At 70.0% G+C, this 16,754-nt stretch carries 12 protein-coding genes; 7 read left to right on the top strand and 5 right to left on the bottom strand.

What is annotated here, in order from left to right; genetic code table 11:
- The first annotated feature begins 101 nt into the window (after positions 1-101).
- Complete coding sequence (locus tag ABZY45_RS31795; protein ID WP_356745637.1) at positions 102-947, top strand: helix-turn-helix transcriptional regulator; 846 nt, start codon at positions 102-104, stop codon at positions 945-947.
- Positions 931-1,137, top strand: a complete 207-nt coding sequence (locus ABZY45_RS31790; RefSeq protein ID WP_356745635.1) for a DUF397 domain-containing protein — start codon at positions 931-933, stop codon at positions 1,135-1,137. Before ABZY45_RS31795 ends, ABZY45_RS31790 begins: the two co-directional genes overlap by 17 nt.
- Before the next feature lie 6 nt (positions 1,138-1,143).
- Here the strand turns inward: ABZY45_RS31790 and ABZY45_RS31785 are convergent, their stop codons facing one another.
- Positions 1,144-1,767, bottom strand: coding sequence for a histidine phosphatase family protein (locus ABZY45_RS31785; RefSeq protein WP_356745633.1), 624 nt, complete (start codon positions 1,765-1,767; stop codon positions 1,144-1,146).
- 446 nt (positions 1,768-2,213) lie between these two features.
- On the bottom strand, positions 2,214-4,448 hold the full coding sequence (gene yicI, locus ABZY45_RS31780) for an alpha-xylosidase (RefSeq protein ID WP_356745630.1): 2,235 nt from the start codon (positions 4,446-4,448) through the stop codon (positions 2,214-2,216).
- 269 nt (positions 4,449-4,717) lie between these two features.
- Between yicI and xylA the strand changes: the two genes are divergently transcribed.
- The 5 genes from xylA (at position 4,718) to ABZY45_RS31755 (ending at position 10,532) form a co-directional block, all read left to right on the top strand.
- Positions 4,718-5,887: a xylose isomerase gene (gene xylA / locus ABZY45_RS31775; RefSeq protein ID WP_356745628.1), complete on the top strand. Its 1,170-nt coding sequence runs from the start codon at positions 4,718-4,720 to the stop codon at positions 5,885-5,887.
- 148 nt (positions 5,888-6,035) lie between these two features.
- Entirely contained in the window at positions 6,036-7,298 is a 1,263-nt protein-coding gene (locus ABZY45_RS31770) for a sugar ABC transporter substrate-binding protein (protein WP_356745626.1), read from the top strand.
- Between the two features lie 11 nt (positions 7,299-7,309).
- On the top strand, positions 7,310-8,281 hold the full coding sequence (locus tag ABZY45_RS31765; protein ID WP_356745624.1) for a sugar ABC transporter permease: 972 nt from the start codon (positions 7,310-7,312) through the stop codon (positions 8,279-8,281).
- A gap of 5 nt (positions 8,282-8,286) precedes the next feature.
- Positions 8,287-9,144 carry a carbohydrate ABC transporter permease gene (locus tag ABZY45_RS31760; RefSeq protein WP_356745622.1) on the top strand — a complete coding sequence of 286 codons (858 nt, stop codon included), beginning with the start codon at positions 8,287-8,289 and terminating at the stop codon, positions 9,142-9,144.
- An 8-nt stretch (positions 9,145-9,152) separates the two neighbouring features.
- Positions 9,153-10,532 (top strand): GH1 family beta-glucosidase, encoded by a 1,380-nt coding sequence (locus tag ABZY45_RS31755; protein WP_356745620.1) that lies wholly within the window; start codon positions 9,153-9,155, stop codon positions 10,530-10,532.
- A 477-nt stretch (positions 10,533-11,009) separates the two neighbouring features.
- On the opposite strand, the gene ABZY45_RS31750 is transcribed toward ABZY45_RS31755, so the two are convergent.
- The 3 genes from ABZY45_RS31750 to acnA form a co-directional block, all read right to left on the bottom strand.
- The gene (locus ABZY45_RS31750) at positions 11,010-12,404 is read right to left on the bottom strand and encodes an alpha/beta hydrolase domain-containing protein (RefSeq protein WP_356745618.1); all 1,395 of its coding nucleotides are present in this window, start codon (positions 12,402-12,404) and stop codon (positions 11,010-11,012) included.
- A 157-nt stretch (positions 12,405-12,561) separates the two neighbouring features.
- The gene (locus ABZY45_RS31745) at positions 12,562-13,791 is read right to left on the bottom strand and encodes an ROK family protein (protein ID WP_356745616.1); all 1,230 of its coding nucleotides are present in this window, start codon (positions 13,789-13,791) and stop codon (positions 12,562-12,564) included.
- Between the two features lie 68 nt (positions 13,792-13,859).
- Complete coding sequence (gene acnA, locus ABZY45_RS31740; protein WP_356745614.1) at positions 13,860-16,577, bottom strand: aconitate hydratase AcnA; 2,718 nt, start codon at positions 16,575-16,577, stop codon at positions 13,860-13,862.
- Positions 16,578-16,754 lie beyond the last annotated feature (177 nt).

The raw sequence follows: 16,754 nt of genomic DNA, 5'->3' as shown, positions 1-16,754 counted from the left end.
GTACCTCGGGGGCGAGGTACCGGCCGTCCGCGTCGGCCCCGTGCGGGTGACTTCGGCGCAATCGCGGTATACGGGGGCGGGGTAACCACTACGTTCGGCCCATGCCACTTCCGAAGGACTTGGACCCGTACGCGAACCCGCGCGCCTTCTACGGTGCGGAGCTGCGCCGGCTGCGGGAGGCGGCGGGGCTGTCGCAGAACGAGCTGGGTGAGCGGGTGTTCTGCTCGGGCACGTACATCGGGCTCTTCGAGGCGGCCGAGCGACGCCCGCAGATGGAGATCTCACGGGCGTTGGACGAGTTGCTGGACAGCGGGGAACACCTCCAACGGCTGTGCCGGCTGGCCCGGACGTCGAAGGTGGCGGGGTACTTCGCGGACGCGGCCGAGCTCCAGCAACGCGCCGCCTCCATCGCGGAGTACTCGACCATGGTCGTTCCGGGCCTGCTCCAGACTGAGTCGTATGCGCGAGCGCTGACGCGTGCGGCTCATCCCTACGCCTCGCACGACGTCATCGACAGCCACGTGGGGACCAGGATGGAACGGGGAAAGCTGCTCGACTCCCCGAGCGCACCGGTTCTCTGGGTGATCCTTCACGAAGCGGCGCTCCGCGTCCCAGTGGGCGGGCCGGGCGTCATCGCCGAGCAGCTCGAACACCTTCGAACGCAGGGCAGCACCCGCCCGCGCGTGGTCGTTCAGGTGCTGCCGTTCTCGGCCGGGGCGAATCCCCTGTTGGACACGGCCGTGACACTGATGCACTTCTCCGACGCACCGCCCGTCGTCTACACAGAGGCGGCTTACAGCGGCCAACTCCTCGAAGAACCCGGGCTGGTGGAGCAAATCTCTTCCGCATACGATCTGGCCAGGGCTTCCGCTCTTTCTCCGGAAGCATCGCTGTCCCTCATCAAGTCGGCTGCGAAGGGCCATACGACAGATGCTCACCTCACGTGACCTGTGTTCGGTAACGTGGCGCAAGTCGTCCCACAGCAACGGCGACGGGGGAAACTGCGTCGAGATCGCCGACGGCTTCCCCGGCCTCGTCCCCGTGCGCGACAGCAAGACCCCAGGCGGCCCCGCGCTCACCTTCGCCACCGCCCACTGGACGCGGTTCGTCGAAGCGCTCAGGCAGGGCTCGCTCTGAGGTCCGTCAGGCGATGGCATCGAACAGCCTCTGCGGCAAGGCCATGTTGAGCGCCGTCACGACCGGCTTGTCGTGTTCCGTGCCGAGGCGGGAGACGGCGCCCGTGGCGAGCTGGAACAGTTCTCCGCTCGCGGGGGTCAGCCGCAGGTAGCGGGCGGTGAGTACGCGCAGGAAGTGCGAGTGGGCCACCAGGGCGATGTCCGCCTCCCCGAGGCGCGAGGCCGCCGCCCTTACCTCCGCGAGGATCCGGTCCGCGCGCGCACCCACCTCCTCCGGGCTCTCCCCCGGGTGCTCCTCGGGACCGGGCGCGACTCCGTCGGTCCAGAGGTTCCAGTCGGGACGGGTGCGGCGGATCTCGACGGTGGTCACGCCCTCGTACGCTCCGTAGTCCCACTCCCGCAGGTCAGGTGTCTCGCGGGGCGCGGTCAGGCCGGCCAGCTCGGCGGTGCGGCGGGCGCGGAGGTAGGGGCTGACGAGGGTGAGCCCGATCTCCCGCTCCGCGAGCAGCGGCACGAGAGCCCGGGCCTGACGCTCGCCCAGCTCGGTCAGGGGCAGGTCGGTCCAACTCGTGTGCTGCCCGGACCGGGACCACTCGGTCTCGCCGTGCCGGATCAGGATCAACTCGCCCATGGGTGCTTCCGCTCTGTGCGCCGTACTCGTACGTATGTGCCGCTGGTGCCAACCCGACGGCCCACGATCGCATTCCACCGGGCCCGGCACGGAGCGGCTCGCCCCGGGGTGGACTCCGTACGGCGGAGCGTCCTCCTGCCCCCCGTCGGTGCTGTACCGCGTGGTGCGGGCCCAGGCGACCGCGCGTCCTCCGCCGGCCCGCGACCTCGCGTCCGCCTCCTCCTTGGCCCGGGTGGCACCGTGGCCGCCCCCGTAGCGGTTGGTCGAGGAGTTGTACACGACGGCGCCGCAGCTGTTGCTGAAGGACGCGAGGATACGGCCCGGAGCGGCCCGGAGCCGAGGAGGGCGGCGGGGAACCGGACGACCCGGTACCGGACCGCCGCGGGGGGGCCGCGGGGGGGGCGGGTCCGGATGCCGGGCCGGGAGGGTCGGTGTGCGGGCCGCCGTCAGGCGGAGTCGCCGACGACCGTGACCGTGTACGGCCGGTCCGTGTCCGTCGTGACACGGACTTCTCCGCCCTCGCGGACCACCTCGTACGTCGCCGCCACCGCGCCCGTGTGGTCGGGGACGGTCACCGTGCGGGTGAAGTCACCGGTGCCCGCCGGTGCGAACACGCGGAGTTCGAGGCCGTCGAGCCACTCGCCGTCCGGGCGGGACTCGTCCGCGCCCAGCGCCAGGACCGCGCCCTGACGGACCAGCAGGGGCAGGCTGTCGAAGCCGTGGGTCTCGCGGCGCCAGGCGGGGCCCGTGACGGTATCGCCGGTCAGCAGGTGGGTCCAGGTGCCCTCGGGGACGTAGTACTCGACCTGGCCGTCCTCCGTGAAGACGGGGGCGACGAGGACGTCCGGGCCGAGCAGGTACTCGCGGTCCACCGTGCGGGCCGTCGGGTCCTGGGGGAACTCCAGCAGCAGCGGGCGCATCGTCGGGACGCCCGTGCGGTGGGCCTCGACGGCGGCGCCGTAGATGTACGGCATGAGGCGGTGCTTGAGCCGGGTGAACTGCCGGGCCACGTCGACCGCTTCGTCGCCGAACTCCCACGGCACGCGGTAGGACGAGGAGCCGTGCAGCCTGCTGTGCGAGGACAGCAGGCCGAAGGCCAGCCAGCGCTTGAAGACGGCTGGGTCGGGGGTGCCCTCGAAGCCGCCGATGTCGTGGCTCCAGAAGCCGAAGCCGGACAGGCTCAGCGACAGCCCGCCGCGCAGGGACTCCGCCATGGCTTCGAAGGAGGACCAGCAGTCGCCGCCCCAGTGGACCGGGTACTGCTGTCCGCCGGCCGTGGCCGAGCGGGCGAAGAGGACGGCCTCGCCCGCGCCGCGCTCCTTCTCCAGGAGCTCGAAGACGGCCTTGTTGTAGAGGTGCGTGTAGTAGTTGTGCATGCGCTCCGTGTCGGAGCCGTCGTGCCAGACGACCTCGGTCGGGATACGCTCGCCGAAGTCGGTCTTGAAGCCATCGACGCCCTGGTCCAGGAGCACCTTGAGCTTGCTCTGGAACCACGCCGTGGCCTCGGGGTCGGTGAAGTCGACCAGCGCCATGCCGGCCTGCCACTTGTCCCACTGCCAGACGTCGCCGTCCGGCGTCCGGACGAAGTACCCCTTCTCCGCGCCCTCTTCGTACAGCGGGCTCTTCTGCCCGATGTACGGGTTGATCCAGACGCAGATCTTCAGGCCCTTGGCCTTGAGCCTGGCGATCATGTCCTCCGGGTCGGGGAAGACCGCCGGGTCCCACTCGAAGTCGCACCACTGGTACTCGCGCATCCAGAAGCAGTCGAAGTGGAAGACGCTGAGGGGGATGCCGCGCTCGGCCATGCCGTCGACGAAGGAGTTGACCGTCGCCTCGTCGTAGGAAGTGGTGAACGAGGTGGTGAGCCAGAGGCCGAACGACCAGGCCGGCGGGAGTGCCGGGAGGCCGGTGAGGGAGGCGTACCGGGTCAGGACGTCCTTGGGCGTGGGGCCCGCGACGACGAAGTACTCGAGGGTCTGGTCCTCGACGCTGAACTGCACCTGGCCGACGGCCTCGGAGCCCACCTCGAAGGAGACCTTGCCGGGGTGGTTGACGAAGACGCCGTAGCCACGCGAGGAGAGGTAGAAGGGGACGTTCTTGTAGGCCTGTTCGCTGCTGGTGCCGCCGTCGGCCTGCCACATGTCGACGACCTGGCCGTTCTTCACGTACGGCGTGAAGCGCTCGCCGAGGCCGTGGACGGTCTCGCCGACGCCGAGGGCGAGCTGGGCGAACATGTGGTGGCTGCCGTCGACGGTGGCGAAGGCGCTGCCCTTGCGCCCGGCGGAGGTCAGGACCTGGCCGTCCGCGTCGAGGAATTCCAGCCCGAACGCGCCCTCGGTGGGCAGCCGCAGGGTGAGCGGGCCGCTGGTCAGTTCCGCGGCGGTGCCCTCCGTGCGGGTGGTGGCGGCGGACCGCGCGGAGGCGCCCGGCATCTCGAAGTCGGGACCCTTGCGGCGCTTGCCCGCGAGGTGCGTGAGGCGCACCGCGATGACGCCCTCGGCCGGGGCGTAGGCGTCAACGGTGATCAGCGGGGCGTTCAGCGTGTCGCCGCGACGCTCGACCCGCTTGACGGAGGCGTAGGCGGCGAGTCGGTCGTCGTCGAGGCGGACATCGCGGACTTCGGTGGCGTACGAGGCGTGCACACCTTCGCGCATCTGCCAGAAGCCGTCGGTGAACTTCATGGGGGTCCGTTCCTGTGGGTTCCTGATTTTGATCGTACACAAAACAAATATTTTTTCGAAGCGCTTCGACGATGCCTTCCGGGCCCGGAGTGCCGCCCCGCCAGGGCCGTCCGGACCCCTGCGAGAGGGGCGTGATGCCCCTATGTGACGTTGATGTCACAGGGATGGTCTAGAAAGAAACGCCAGGATGCCGTATTAGTACTGCCAGCCAACAAATCGGTCGGACGGCAGCGCAGCCGGCCCGGCCCATGTCGACAAGAGGCAACCCCATGTCGAACCGCTTCACCCCCACCCCCGCGGACAGGTTCACCTTCGGTCTGTGGACCGTGGGCTGGCGTGGCAACGACCCGTTCGGTGACGCGACGCGTCCCGCGCTGGACCCGGTCGAGTCGGTGGAGCGGCTCGCCGAGCTCGGTGCCCACGGTGTCACCTTCCACGACGACGACCTGATCCCCTTCGGGTCCGACGACGCCGAGCGGGCCCGGCTGATCGGCCGGTTCAAGGACGCCCTGGACCGCACCGGGATGAAGGTCCCGATGGCCACCACCAACCTGTTCACCCACCCGGTGTTCAAGGACGGCGGCTTCACCTCCAACGACCGCGACGTACGCCGCTTCGCGCTGCGCAAGGTCATCCGCAACATCGACCTGGCCGCCGAACTCGGCGCGAAGACCTACGTCGCCTGGGGCGGCCGCGAAGGAGCCGAGTCCGGCGGCGCCAAGGACGTCCGCGTCGCCCTGGACCGCATGAAGGAAGCCTTCGACCTGCTCGGCGACTACGTCACCGAACAGGGCTACGACCTGCGCTTCGCCATCGAGCCCAAGCCCAACGAGCCCCGCGGCGACATCCTCCTGCCCACCATCGGCCACGCCCTCGCCTTCATCGAGCGCCTGGAGCGCCCCGAGATGGTCGGCGTGAACCCGGAGACCGGCCACGAGCAGATGGCCGGACTCAACTTCCCCCACGGCATCGCCCAGGCCCTGTGGGCCGGCAAGCTCTTCCACATCGACCTCAACGGCCAGTCCGGCATCAAGTACGACCAGGACTTCCGCTTCGGCGCCGGAGACCTGCGCCAGGCGTTCTGGCTGGTGGACCTCCTGGAGTCCTCCGACTACGAAGGCTCCCTGCACTTCGACTTCAAGCCCGTACGCACCGACGGCATCGACGGCGTCTGGGAATCCGCGAAGAACTGCATGCGCAACTACCTCATCCTCAAGGAGCGCGCCCTCGCCTTCCGCGCCGACCCCGCCGTCCAGGAGGCCCTGACCGCCTCCCGCCTCGACGAACTCGCCCAGCCCACCGCCGACGACGGCCTCAAGGCCCTCCTCGCCGACAAGTCCGCCTACGAGGACTTCGACGCCACCGCCGCCGCCGAACGCTCCATGGCCTTCGAAGCCCTCGACCAGCTCGCCATGGAACACCTCCTCGGCGTCCGCTGACCCACCCCCCGGGGTGTCCGACGGCCCACCGCCGGACACCCCCGCACCGCCCCGCCGTGACACCGCCGGATCCGCGCAGGGGCTTGACGAGAACCCCGTGGGAGCGTTCCCATGGGCCCGGCCACCCTCTCACCGCAAGGGCACCACCGTGACAGAACCCTCCCCGGACGGGCGGATCCGACGCCGCAGCCGCCGCACCAGGCGGATCGTCGTCCCCCTCACCGTCGTCTCCGCGATCGTCGCAGGCACCGTGCTCTCGGGGTGCGGCCAGCAGCGGGACGAGGACGTCTACACCGTCATGAACTCCTCGACCGACGAGTCGTACCACCGCTGGGACGGCGACACGCTCGCGCGCTGCAGCAAGCAGCTCGGGGTCACCATCGAGCAGCAGAGCGTGCCCGCCGCACAGCTCATGACGAAGGCGCTGCGCATGGCCTCGTCGAAGTCGCTGCCGGACGTCCTCCAGCTGGACGCGTCGGAGATGCCGACGTTCGCCGAGGCCGGCGGGCTGATCCCGCTGAAGGACCTCGGTCTGACCACGACGGACATCCCCGAGGGGATCGTCGACTTCGGGTCGTTCGACGGGAAGTACTACGGGGCCGCGCGCACGGTGAACACCCTGGCGCTGTTCTACAACAAGGACACCCTCGACAAGGCCGGCCTGAAGGTGCCCACCACGTGGGCCGAGATGCAGTCGACCGCGAAGAAGCTGACCAAGGGCAAGCAGTACGGGCTGGCCCTGAGCGCGGGTGGCGCGGAGGACGGCGTCTTCCAGTTCACCCCGTTCATGTGGTCCAACGGTGGTGACGAATCCAAGCTCGACACCCCCGAGGTCGCCGAGGCCCTGGACTACTGGAAGGCCCTCCTCAAGGACGGCTCGCTCTCCAAGTCCACGGTCAACTGGACGCAGGCCGACGTGAACGACCAGTTCATGGCCGGCAACGCGGCCATGATGATCAACGGCCCGTGGCAGGTCGAGACCCTGAACGCCAAGAAGGGGCTCAACTGGGGCATCGCCGAGATCCCCGTGCCCGAGGCTGGCGACGACTCGGTCGGTCCGCTGGGCGGCGGTGTGCTGACCGTGCCCAACACCGGCGACACCGAGCGCGAGAAGATGGCCGCCAAGATCATCGGCTGCATGGCGGGCGAGCAGGAGCAGATCACCTACGCTCTGAACAGCTGGATGGTCCCCGCGAACACCAAGGCCGCCGCCGTGTGGCGCACGAAGGCCCCGGAGCTGGCGGCCCTGGCCGGACAGGTCTCGACGGCCCGCTCCCGCACCGCGAAGGTCGGCGCGCAGTGGTCGTCCGTGTCCCTGGCCCTGCAGAGCGCCTTCCAGTCCGCGCTCACCGGCGAGTCCAGCGAGGCCGCTCTGAAGCGTGCACAGCAGCAGGTCACGAGCGGGAACTGAGGTAACGAACCATGTCATCCACCACAGCCTCGGCCACCGCGCTGCCGGCCGACCCGACGGCCCCCGCGGCCGGCGCGGTCAAGAAGCCCGTGAACCCGCGGAGCGCCAAGCGGCGCAGGGTGCTCGCCCAGTGGGGGTTCATCGCCCCCGCCGTGATCTTCATGGCGCTGTTCTTCGGCTACCCGCTCGTCCGCAACATCGTCATGAGCTTCCAGGACTACTCGCCGTCCACCTTCTTCACCGGCGAGGCGCCGTTCAACGGCACGGACAACTGGAGCAACGTCTTCGAGGACGGGCTGTTCGGCAAGGCCCTGTGGCAGACGATCCTCTTCACCATCGGGTCGCTCGTCGGTCAGTTTTGCATCGGCCTGGCGCTCGCCGTCTTCTTCACCCGCCGCTTCCCGCTGAACGGCATCCTGCGCTCGCTGATCCTGCTGCCGTGGCTGGTCCCGATGGTCGTCTCCGGCATCGTGTGGCGGCGCATCTTCGACCAGGACACCGGTGTCCTCAACTCCTTCCTGGGCACCATCGGCCTCCCCGGTGACACGCCCTGGCTCACCAGCACGAGCATGGCGCTGATCTCGGTGATCCTGGTGAACATCTGGATCGGCATCCCGTTCAACATGGTGATCCTCTACGGCGGCCTCCAGGAGGTCCCCAAGGAGCTGAACGAGGCCGCGGCCCTCGACGGCGCGTCAGCCTGGCGTACGTTCCGCTCGGTCACCCTGCCCATGCTCAAGCCCGTCATCACCGTGGTGCTGGTGCTCGGCTTCATGTCGACGGTCAAGATCCTCGACCTGGTCCTCGCCCTCACCGACGGCGGCCCCGCCGACTCCACCCAGACGCTCGGCACGCTCACGTACCAGAACTCCTTCGTCCAGATGGACTTCGGGGCCGGTGCCGTGGTCGGCAACATCCTGATCCTGATCTCCGCCGTCTTCGCGGTGTTCTACCTGCGGGTCAACCGCAACGAGGGGAAGTGACCGGCATGGCGACCACCACCCAGATCCCCGCCGCCCCGGCTCCCGCAACCGTCCACCGGCCCAAGCGCCGCTGGGGTGCGACCGTCTTCGGCGTCGTCATCCTCGCGGTCATGCTGTTCCCGCTGTACTGGATGATCAACACCGCGCTGCAGCCCGACGCCAGCCTGGTGGACGTGGGACCGGTTCCGACCGGTATCGACTTCTCCGGCTTCACCTCGGCCATCACCGAGCAGGGCGGCAATCTGCTGACCTCGCTGGCCGTGGCGCTCGGCGCCGTGGCCATCTGCCTGGCGATCTCCGCGCCGGCGGCGTACGGCCTGGCGCAGTTCAAGCTGCGCGGCAGCAAGACGATCGTCTTCGGCACGCTGATCACCCAGATGGTGCCGGGCATCGTCATCGCGAACGCCCTGTACAGCGCGTACGTGGACCTCGGCCTGGTCAACTCCTACTTCGGCCTGATGCTGGCGGACGCGTCCCTGGGTATCCCGTTCGCGATCGTGCTGATGCGTTCGTTCATGGTGTCGATCCCCCGCGAGGTCATCGAGGCGGCCGAGGTCGACGGCGCGGGGCGCATCCGTACGTTCCTCCAGGTCGTCCTGCCGATGAGCCGCAACTCGCTGATCACCGCGGGCCTGTTCTCGTTCCTGTACGCGTGGAGCGACTTCATGTTCGCGCTCACGCTGAACACGACCGACGACGTCAAGCCGATCACCCTGGGCATCTACCAGTACATCGGCGCGCACGTCGGCGACTGGGGCTCGGTCATGGCCGCCTCGGTGCTGTCGGCGGTGCCGGCCGCCGTCCTTCTCGTCCTGTCCCAGAAGTACATCGCCGCCGGCATCACCGGTGGCTCGGTCAAGTAAGGGTTTCCATGAGTGACTTCCCCGTCTTCCCGCCCGGGTTCGTCTTCGGCGCGGCCACGGCGTCGTACCAGATCGAGGGCGCCGTCGAGGAGGACGGCCGCGGCCCGTCCATCTGGGACACCTACAGCCACCAGCCCGGCAGGACGGACGGCGGCGACACGGGTGACGTCGCCTGCGACCACTACCACCGCTACCCGGAGGACGTGGCCCTGCTGCGCGACCTGGGCGTGGAGTCCTACCGCTTCTCGATCGCCTGGTCCCGGATCCAGGCGACGGGCAGCGGGGCGGTCAACCCCAAGGGGCTCGACTTCTACTCCCGGCTCGTCGACTCGCTGCTGGAGGCGGGCATCGAGCCGGCCGCCACGCTCTACCACTGGGACCTGCCGCAGGCCCTGGAGGACAAGGGCGGCTGGCGTTCGCGTGAGACCGCCGAGCGCTTCGGCGAGTACACCGCCATCGTCGCGGAGCACCTGGGCGACCGTGTGCCGCGCTGGATCACCCTGAACGAGCCCTGGTGCAGCGCGTTCCTCGGCTACTCCGTGGGCCGGCACGCGCCCGGCGCGCAGGAGGGGCGCGGGGCGCTGGCCGCCGCCCACCACCTGCTGGTCGGTCACGGCCACGCGATGAACGCGCTGCGCGCGGCGGGCGTCCGCGAGGCGGGGATCACCCTCAACCTGGACCGCAACGTCCCGGCCACCGAGTCGGACGCCGACCTCGCCGCGGTCGTCCGCGCGGACACCCAGCACAACCTGGTGTGGACCGAGCCTCTCCTCGCGGGCCGCTACCCGGCCACCGAGGAGGAGACCTGGGGCGAGCTGATCACCGGCCAGGACTTCCGCCGCGAGGGCGACCTGGAACTGATCTCCCAGCCGATGGATTTCCTGGGCATCAACTACTACCGGCCGATCGTGGTCGCCGCCGCCCCGCACCGCGAGGCGGACCCGGCGCTGCGCGTGGCCACGGACAACCGGTACGCGGAGGGGAACTACCCCGACGTCCGCAAGACGGCGATGGGCTGGCCGGTCGTCCCGGAGTCCTTCACCGATCTGCTGACCGCGCTGAAGCAGACGTACGGCGATGCCCTGCCGCCGGTGCACATCACGGAGAACGGCTCGGCGGAGTTCGACAGCGTCGAGGCCGACGGTTCCATCCACGACGCGGACCGGGTGGAGTACCTGCGCACCCACCTGACGGCGCTGCGTGCGGCGATGGACGCGGGCGTGGACGTGCGCGGCTACTACGTGTGGTCGCTGCTGGACAACTTCGAGTGGGCGCTGGGTTATGCGAAGCGGTTCGGGATCATCCGGGTCGACTACGACACCCTGGAGCGCACCCCGAAGGACAGCTACCGCTGGTATCAGCAGCTGATCGCGGCCCACAAGGCCTGACCGGATCCGACGACGACCGGGGGCGTACGCGCGCAGGACGGCGCGTACGCCCCCGGTCGTGTGTGTACCGGCGGATCCGGTCCACCGGTCCGCCGTCCCGTTCGCGGCGATCCAGCCGAGACTCCTACCCTCGCGCCGTGCCGCCGAGTTCCTCCACCGCTACGGGGGGCGAACTGGTCTACGCAGGAGACGGGGACACTCCCCTGGTCGCCGCCGAGGGCGAGGCTCGGGACGCCGGACCGCTCGTCCGCCAGCCCAGCCGTGAGGCGTTCAGCCGCATGGTCGCCGACCCGGAGTACCAGGAGATCACTGAGCTGCGAACCCGGAGCCTGGGCGAGGCCGTCCTCCAGCCCGCCCTTCCCCGGGACCCGGCACAGCCGAGCCCCGGGCGGAGGCGGCGGACGGCCGCACGGCCCGATCGGCATGCTGTGTGCCCGGCCGGGGTCACGCGCTCCCACGGCCGGACGGACAGCAGCATCAGTCCCGGCCCACGTCCGAGGACACCGCGTCCCGCAGGTTCACGATCGCGTCGGCAGGCAGGAGGTGGCCCTCCCGCACGGCACGGGCGTCGGCTGCCGCGACCCGGGCCGCGTAGCCGGCGTGCGTCGGATACAGCTGGTCCAGCTGTGCCCCGCTGAAGGGCACATGGGTCCCGAACAACACGCAGAACGTCTCTCCCGTGTTGTCCCCGGTGTTCAGTGCGATGGGAACCCCGACCTGCGAGAGCCTGATTCCGCCCCGGGCCAGTCCGAGGGCGTCCCGGGCCTTGGTGCCGTCGGGGGCGAACTCCAGGGGCGGCGCGGCCGGCGGGAGCACACCGTGTTCGACCCAGCGCTCCAGGTGCGTGTAGGCGGCGGCGATCACGTGGTGCAACGGCACCTCGCTGTACGGCGGCCGGGCGCAGGAGAACGTCGGCGCCGCTCCCAGGTCACGGGTGAGCAGCGGTTCCCGGTAGGCCTGCCCGTACCGGCCGGAGTGCGCGGCCCCGGACACCTCCCAGCGTCGGTAGCCGTTGTCGTCCGCCCGCCGCAGGGGGGTGCGTACGTCGGTCTCCGAGAGCACGTGGAACACCGGCTCGCCACCCTTGCGGGTGGGTGCGGAGCCGACGACGAAGCCGTAGCCGTCGAACACCGGCGCTGTCCGGGGCAGCACCCTGTCGTAGTAGACCGTCATCCGGCCCGCCGACTGCGACGCCCCGATGCCGAGCAGCGTGCGTGCCCGGAGGGGGCCGAGTACCTTGCCGGTCCCCGCGCGCAGCGCTGCGGCCGCCTGCGCGTACACGTCGTAGGACATCTCGTCGGCCGTGAAGCGCCCCTGTCCCGTCACGTCGAGATGTCCGTAGCGGGCGGGGCTCCACCCGCGTAGGTGGTCCACGCCGACGCGCTGGGCAGACACGCCGACCCAGACGTATCCGGCGCGGGTGATCTGGTCAGGCGCCCAGAGGGCGTCCAGGTCGTAACCGCCGCTGACGTTCTGCCACTCCGTCAGCACCGTGCCGTTGAAACGCGCCGGGTTGCCCGGCCGCCGCACGATGATGCGGGTCGTGTACGGCACGTCGTCCGCGGCCTTTTCCCCGTCGGGGCCGTAGGCGTCCGCCCGCCCGGACAGGTAGAACTCCTCCTCCACGTAACCGGCCTCGGCGAGGCCTGGCGCGGAGAGCCAGGGATAGGTGCCGGCGATGTCGTCCGCCTTCGGGTCACCGGGCACGGAACCGGCGACCGGTCCGCTCACCCCCGGGACCGCCGTGCTGTCGCGGTGGGCCGCCGGGTCCGCCGCCCGGGCGGGGAGGGCCGTAGCCGTCGCGCCCGTGCCCAGAAGAATGGTGGCCAGGGAGACCACCGCCAGCCTTAAGGTTGTGCGCCACTTGGTCAAGAGCACGCCTCTCTGCCGCCGGCAGGCCGTCCGCCCGCCTCCCCACGACGGTGCCGGGGGGACCCGCGAGCGCGCACCGGCGAAACCACCGGCCTCGTGAATCGGCGCGGGAGACCTACGCGGCCGGGCCGGGTACGCGGGTAGGCGGTTCCACCGGTCAACGCACCGCGTGCGCCGCCGGGTTCTCCAGAACCTCGTGGACCACCCGGGCCGCCGCGCCGCGGGCCGCGTCGCCGGAGAGGGACGAGGCGCGCAGGCGGCTGCCGTTCTCGTGCCATCGGCCGGAGACGACCCGCGCGGTGAGCTGGGCGTCGGCGGACTCCTCCAGCCACGGCATCAGGGTGCGGTAGATCCCGCCGAGGACGACCGCCTCCGGGTCGAACAGGTTCACCGCGCCGGCCAGCACCACACCCAGCCGGTCCCCCGCGTCGCGCAGCGCCGTGACGGCCCGCCTGTCGCCGGACGCGGCCCGCTGCTCCAGCTCGGCGATGCCGCGTACGCCCGTGGCCGGGTCCATCCCGGCCGCACGCAGCAGGGCCGCGCGGCCCGCGTACTGCTCCAGGCAGCCGTGCGCCCCGCAGCGGCAGAGCGGGCCCTGGGGGTCGACGACCATGTGCCCGATCTCGCCCGCGAAACCGTGCGCTCCGCGCAGCATCTCGCCGTTCACGACGAGCGCGCCGCCGACGCCGATCTCACCGGTGAGATAGAGGAAGGTGCGTACGCCACCGAGCCCGCCGAACCAGAGCTCGGCCAGGGCTGCCAGGTTGGCTTCGTTGTCGGAGCCGACGGCCAGGGCACGCCCCGCCGGGCGGAGGGTGCTGAGTGCCTGCCCGAAGATCCCTTCGGCCGCGACCCTGCTCCAGCCGAGGTTCGGGGCCTGCCGGACGACACCACCGGAGACGAGGCCGGGCAGCGCCAGTTCGACTCCGACCACCCGGAGTTCCTGTTCCCGGGTGGAGGCGATGACGCGGTTGGTGAGCCGGGCGGCGTGGGCCAGCACCTCGGCGGCCGGGACGCCCCGGTGGTCGGTGTGCTCGGTGACCCGGACCCGGTCGGTGCCGGTGAGGTCGACGGCGCACACCGACACGTAGTCGATGTTGATCTCCACCCCGAGGCCCGCCGGCCCGGTCCGGGACAGCTTCAGCACGGTTCCGGGGCGCCCGGCCGAGCCGCTGGAGGTCTTGCCGGACTCGCTGAGGCAGTCCAGCGCGAGCAGCTCCTCCACGAGCGAGGAGACGGCGGCCCTGGTGAGGCCCACGAGGCTCGCCACCCGCGCACGGGTGACCTCGCCCTCGTCCCGGACGGTCCGCAGGACGAGGCTCAGGTTGTGACGCCGCACGGACTCGTGTCCGGCCTTGGCCGCCGGCGAGGCGAGGTTGTTCTTCATCTGACCTTCGAGCCTAACGGCGAAGGGCCGCACCCCGGGGGTGCGGCCCTCGCTCACTTCCTGGGTCCTTACTTGCGGATCAGGCTGCGGAGCACGTACTGCAGGATGCCGCCGTTGCGGTAGTAGTCCGCCTCACCGGGGGTGTCGATGCGGACGACGCCGTCGAACTCCACACCGGTGTCGGTGGTGACCTTGACGGTGCGCGGCGTGGTGCCGTCGTTCAGCTGGGTCACGCCGGAGAAGGAGAAGGTCTCCTCACCGGTCAGGCCGAGGGACTCGGCGGTCTGCCCCTCCGGGAACTGCAGCGGCAGGACGCCCATGCCGATGAGGTTCGAGCGGTGGATGCGCTCGTACGACTCGGCGATGACGGCCTTGACGCCCAGGAGCGCGGTGCCCTTGGCCGCCCAGTCACGGGACGAGCCGGAGCCGTACTCCTTGCCGGCCAGGATGACGAGCGGGGTGCCCGCGGCCTGGTAGTTCTGCGAGGCGTCGTAGATGAACGACACCGGGCCGTCCTGCTGCGTGAAGTCGCGGGTGTAGCCGCCCTCGGTGCCCGGCGCGATCTGGTTGCGCAGGCGGATGTTGGCGAACGTGCCGCGGATCATGACCTCGTGGTTACCACGGCGCGAGCCGTAGGAGTTGAAGTCACGGCGCTCGATGCCGTGCTCCGTGAGGTACTTGCCGGCCGGGGTGTCGCCCTTGATCGCACCGGCCGGGGAGATGTGGTCGGTGGTGACCGAGTCGCCGAGCTTGGCGAGCACCCGGGCGCCGGTGATGTCCTCGACCGGGGTCGTCTCCATCGTCATGCCCTCGAAGTACGGGGGCTTGCGCACGTAGGTGGACTCGGAGTCCCACTCGAAGGTGTTGCCGGTCGGGATCGACAGCGCCTGCCACTGGGCGTCGCCCGCGAAGACGTCCTGGTAGGACTTGTTGAACATGTCCTCGCCGATGGAGTTGGCGACGACGTCGTTGACCTCGGCCTCGGTCGGCCAGATGTCCTCGAGGTGGACGGGCTTGCCGTCCTGGTCGACGCCGAGGGCGTCCTTGGTGATGTCGACCTTCATCGAACCAGCGATGGCGTACGCGACGACCAGCGGCGGCGACGCCAGGTAGTTCATCTTGACGTCGGGGTTGATCCGGCCCTCGAAGTTACGGTTGCCGGAGAGCACCGAGGTGACGGCCAGGTCGTGGTCGTTGACGGCCTTGGAGACCTCGTCCGGCAGCGGGCCGGAGTTGCCGATGCAGGTGGTGCAGCCGTAGCCGACGAGGTTGAAGCCGACCTTGTCGAGGTAGGGGGTCAGGCCCGCCTTGTCGAAGTAGTCGGTGACGACCTTCGAGCCCGGGGCGAGGGTGGTCTTGACCCACGGCTTGCGGGTCAGGCCCTTCTCGACGGCCTTCTTCGCCACGAGCGCCGCGGCGACCATGACGTACGGGTTCGAGGTGTTGGTGCAGGAGGTGATCGCGGCGACCGTGACGGCGCCGTGGTCCAGCTCGTAGGTGGTGCCGTCCGGGGCGGTCACGGTGACCGGGTTCGACGGGACGCCGTTGGGCGAGACGGCCGGCGAGTCGGAGGCCGGGAAGGACTCCTTGCTCGCCTCCATGTCGTCGGTGACGTAGTTGCGTACGTCCTCGGCGAACTTCGCCTTGGCGTTCGCCAGGACGATGCGGTCCTGCGGGCGCTTGGGGCCGGCGATGGAGGGGACGACCGTGGAGAGGTCGAGCTCCAGCTTCTCGGAGAAGTCGGGCTCGGCGGCCGGGTCGAGCCAGAGGCCCTGCTCCTTGGCGTACGCCTCGACGAGCGCGACCTGCTGTGCGTCACGGCCGGTCAGGCGGAGGTACTTCAGCGTCTCGTCGTCGATCGGGAAGATCGCGGCGGTGGAGCCGAACTCGGGCGACATGTTGCCGATGGTGGCGCGGTTCGCGAGGGAGGTGGCGGCGACGCCCTCACCGTAGAACTCGACGAACTTGCCGACGACGCCGTGCTTGCGGAGCATCTCGGTGATGGTCAGCACGAGGTCGGTGGCGGTGGTGCCGGCCGGAAGCTCGCCGGTCAGCTTGAAGCCGACGACGCGCGGGATGAGCATGGAGACCGGCTGGCCGAGCATCGCGGCCTCGGCCTCGATGCCGCCGACGCCCCAGCCCAGCACGCCGAGGCCGTTGACCATGGTGGTGTGCGAGTCGGTGCCGACGAGGGTGTCGGGGTACGCCTGGCCGTTGCGGACCATGACCGTGCGGGCCAGGTGCTCGATGTTCACCTGGTGGACGATGCCGGTGCCCGGGGGGACGACCTTGAACTCGTCGAAGGCGGTCTGGCCCCAGCGCAGGAACTGGTAGCGCTCCTTGTTGCGGCCGTACTCCAGCTCGACGTTCTGGGCGAACGCGTCGTTGGTGCCGAACTTGTCGGCGATGACGGAGTGGTCGATGACCAGCTCGGCCGGGGCCAGCGGGTTGATCTTCGCCGGGTCGCCGCCGAGCTCCTTGACGGCCTCACGCATGGTGGCGAGGTCCACGACACAGGGAACGCCGGTGAAGTCCTGCATGATCACGCGGGCCGGCGTGAACTGGATCTCCTGGCTGGGCTGGGCCTGCGAGTCCCATCCGCCCAGCGCCCTGATGTGGTCGGCGGTGATGTTCGCGCCGTCCTCGGTGCGGAGCAGGTTCTCCAGCAGCACCTTCAGGCTGTAAGGGAGGCGCGCGGAGCCCTCGACCTTGTCCAGCTTGAAGATCTCGTACGACTCGTCGCCCACGCGCAGCGTGCTGCGGGCGTCGAAGCTGTTCGCCGACACGACAGTCTCCTTCTTCAATGTGCGCGTTCAACCGCGCCGCGCCTCATGTGCGGCCGGCGCCGCCTGCGGCCCCCACCATCCGCTAAGGTAAGGGTTAGTTAGGTAACCCTTACTGAGCGGCGGCTGCGGTGCGCCTCGGCAGATATCTCGATGTCGAGATAACTCTAGTACATCGCC

Origin of the sequence: Streptomyces sp. NPDC006516, assembly GCF_040611875.1 — a bacterium.
Classification (GTDB): Bacteria; Actinomycetota; Actinomycetes; order Streptomycetales; family Streptomycetaceae; genus Streptomyces.
The sequence above is the reverse complement of the archived record's forward strand: the minus strand, read 5'-3'. Positions and strand labels throughout refer to the sequence as shown.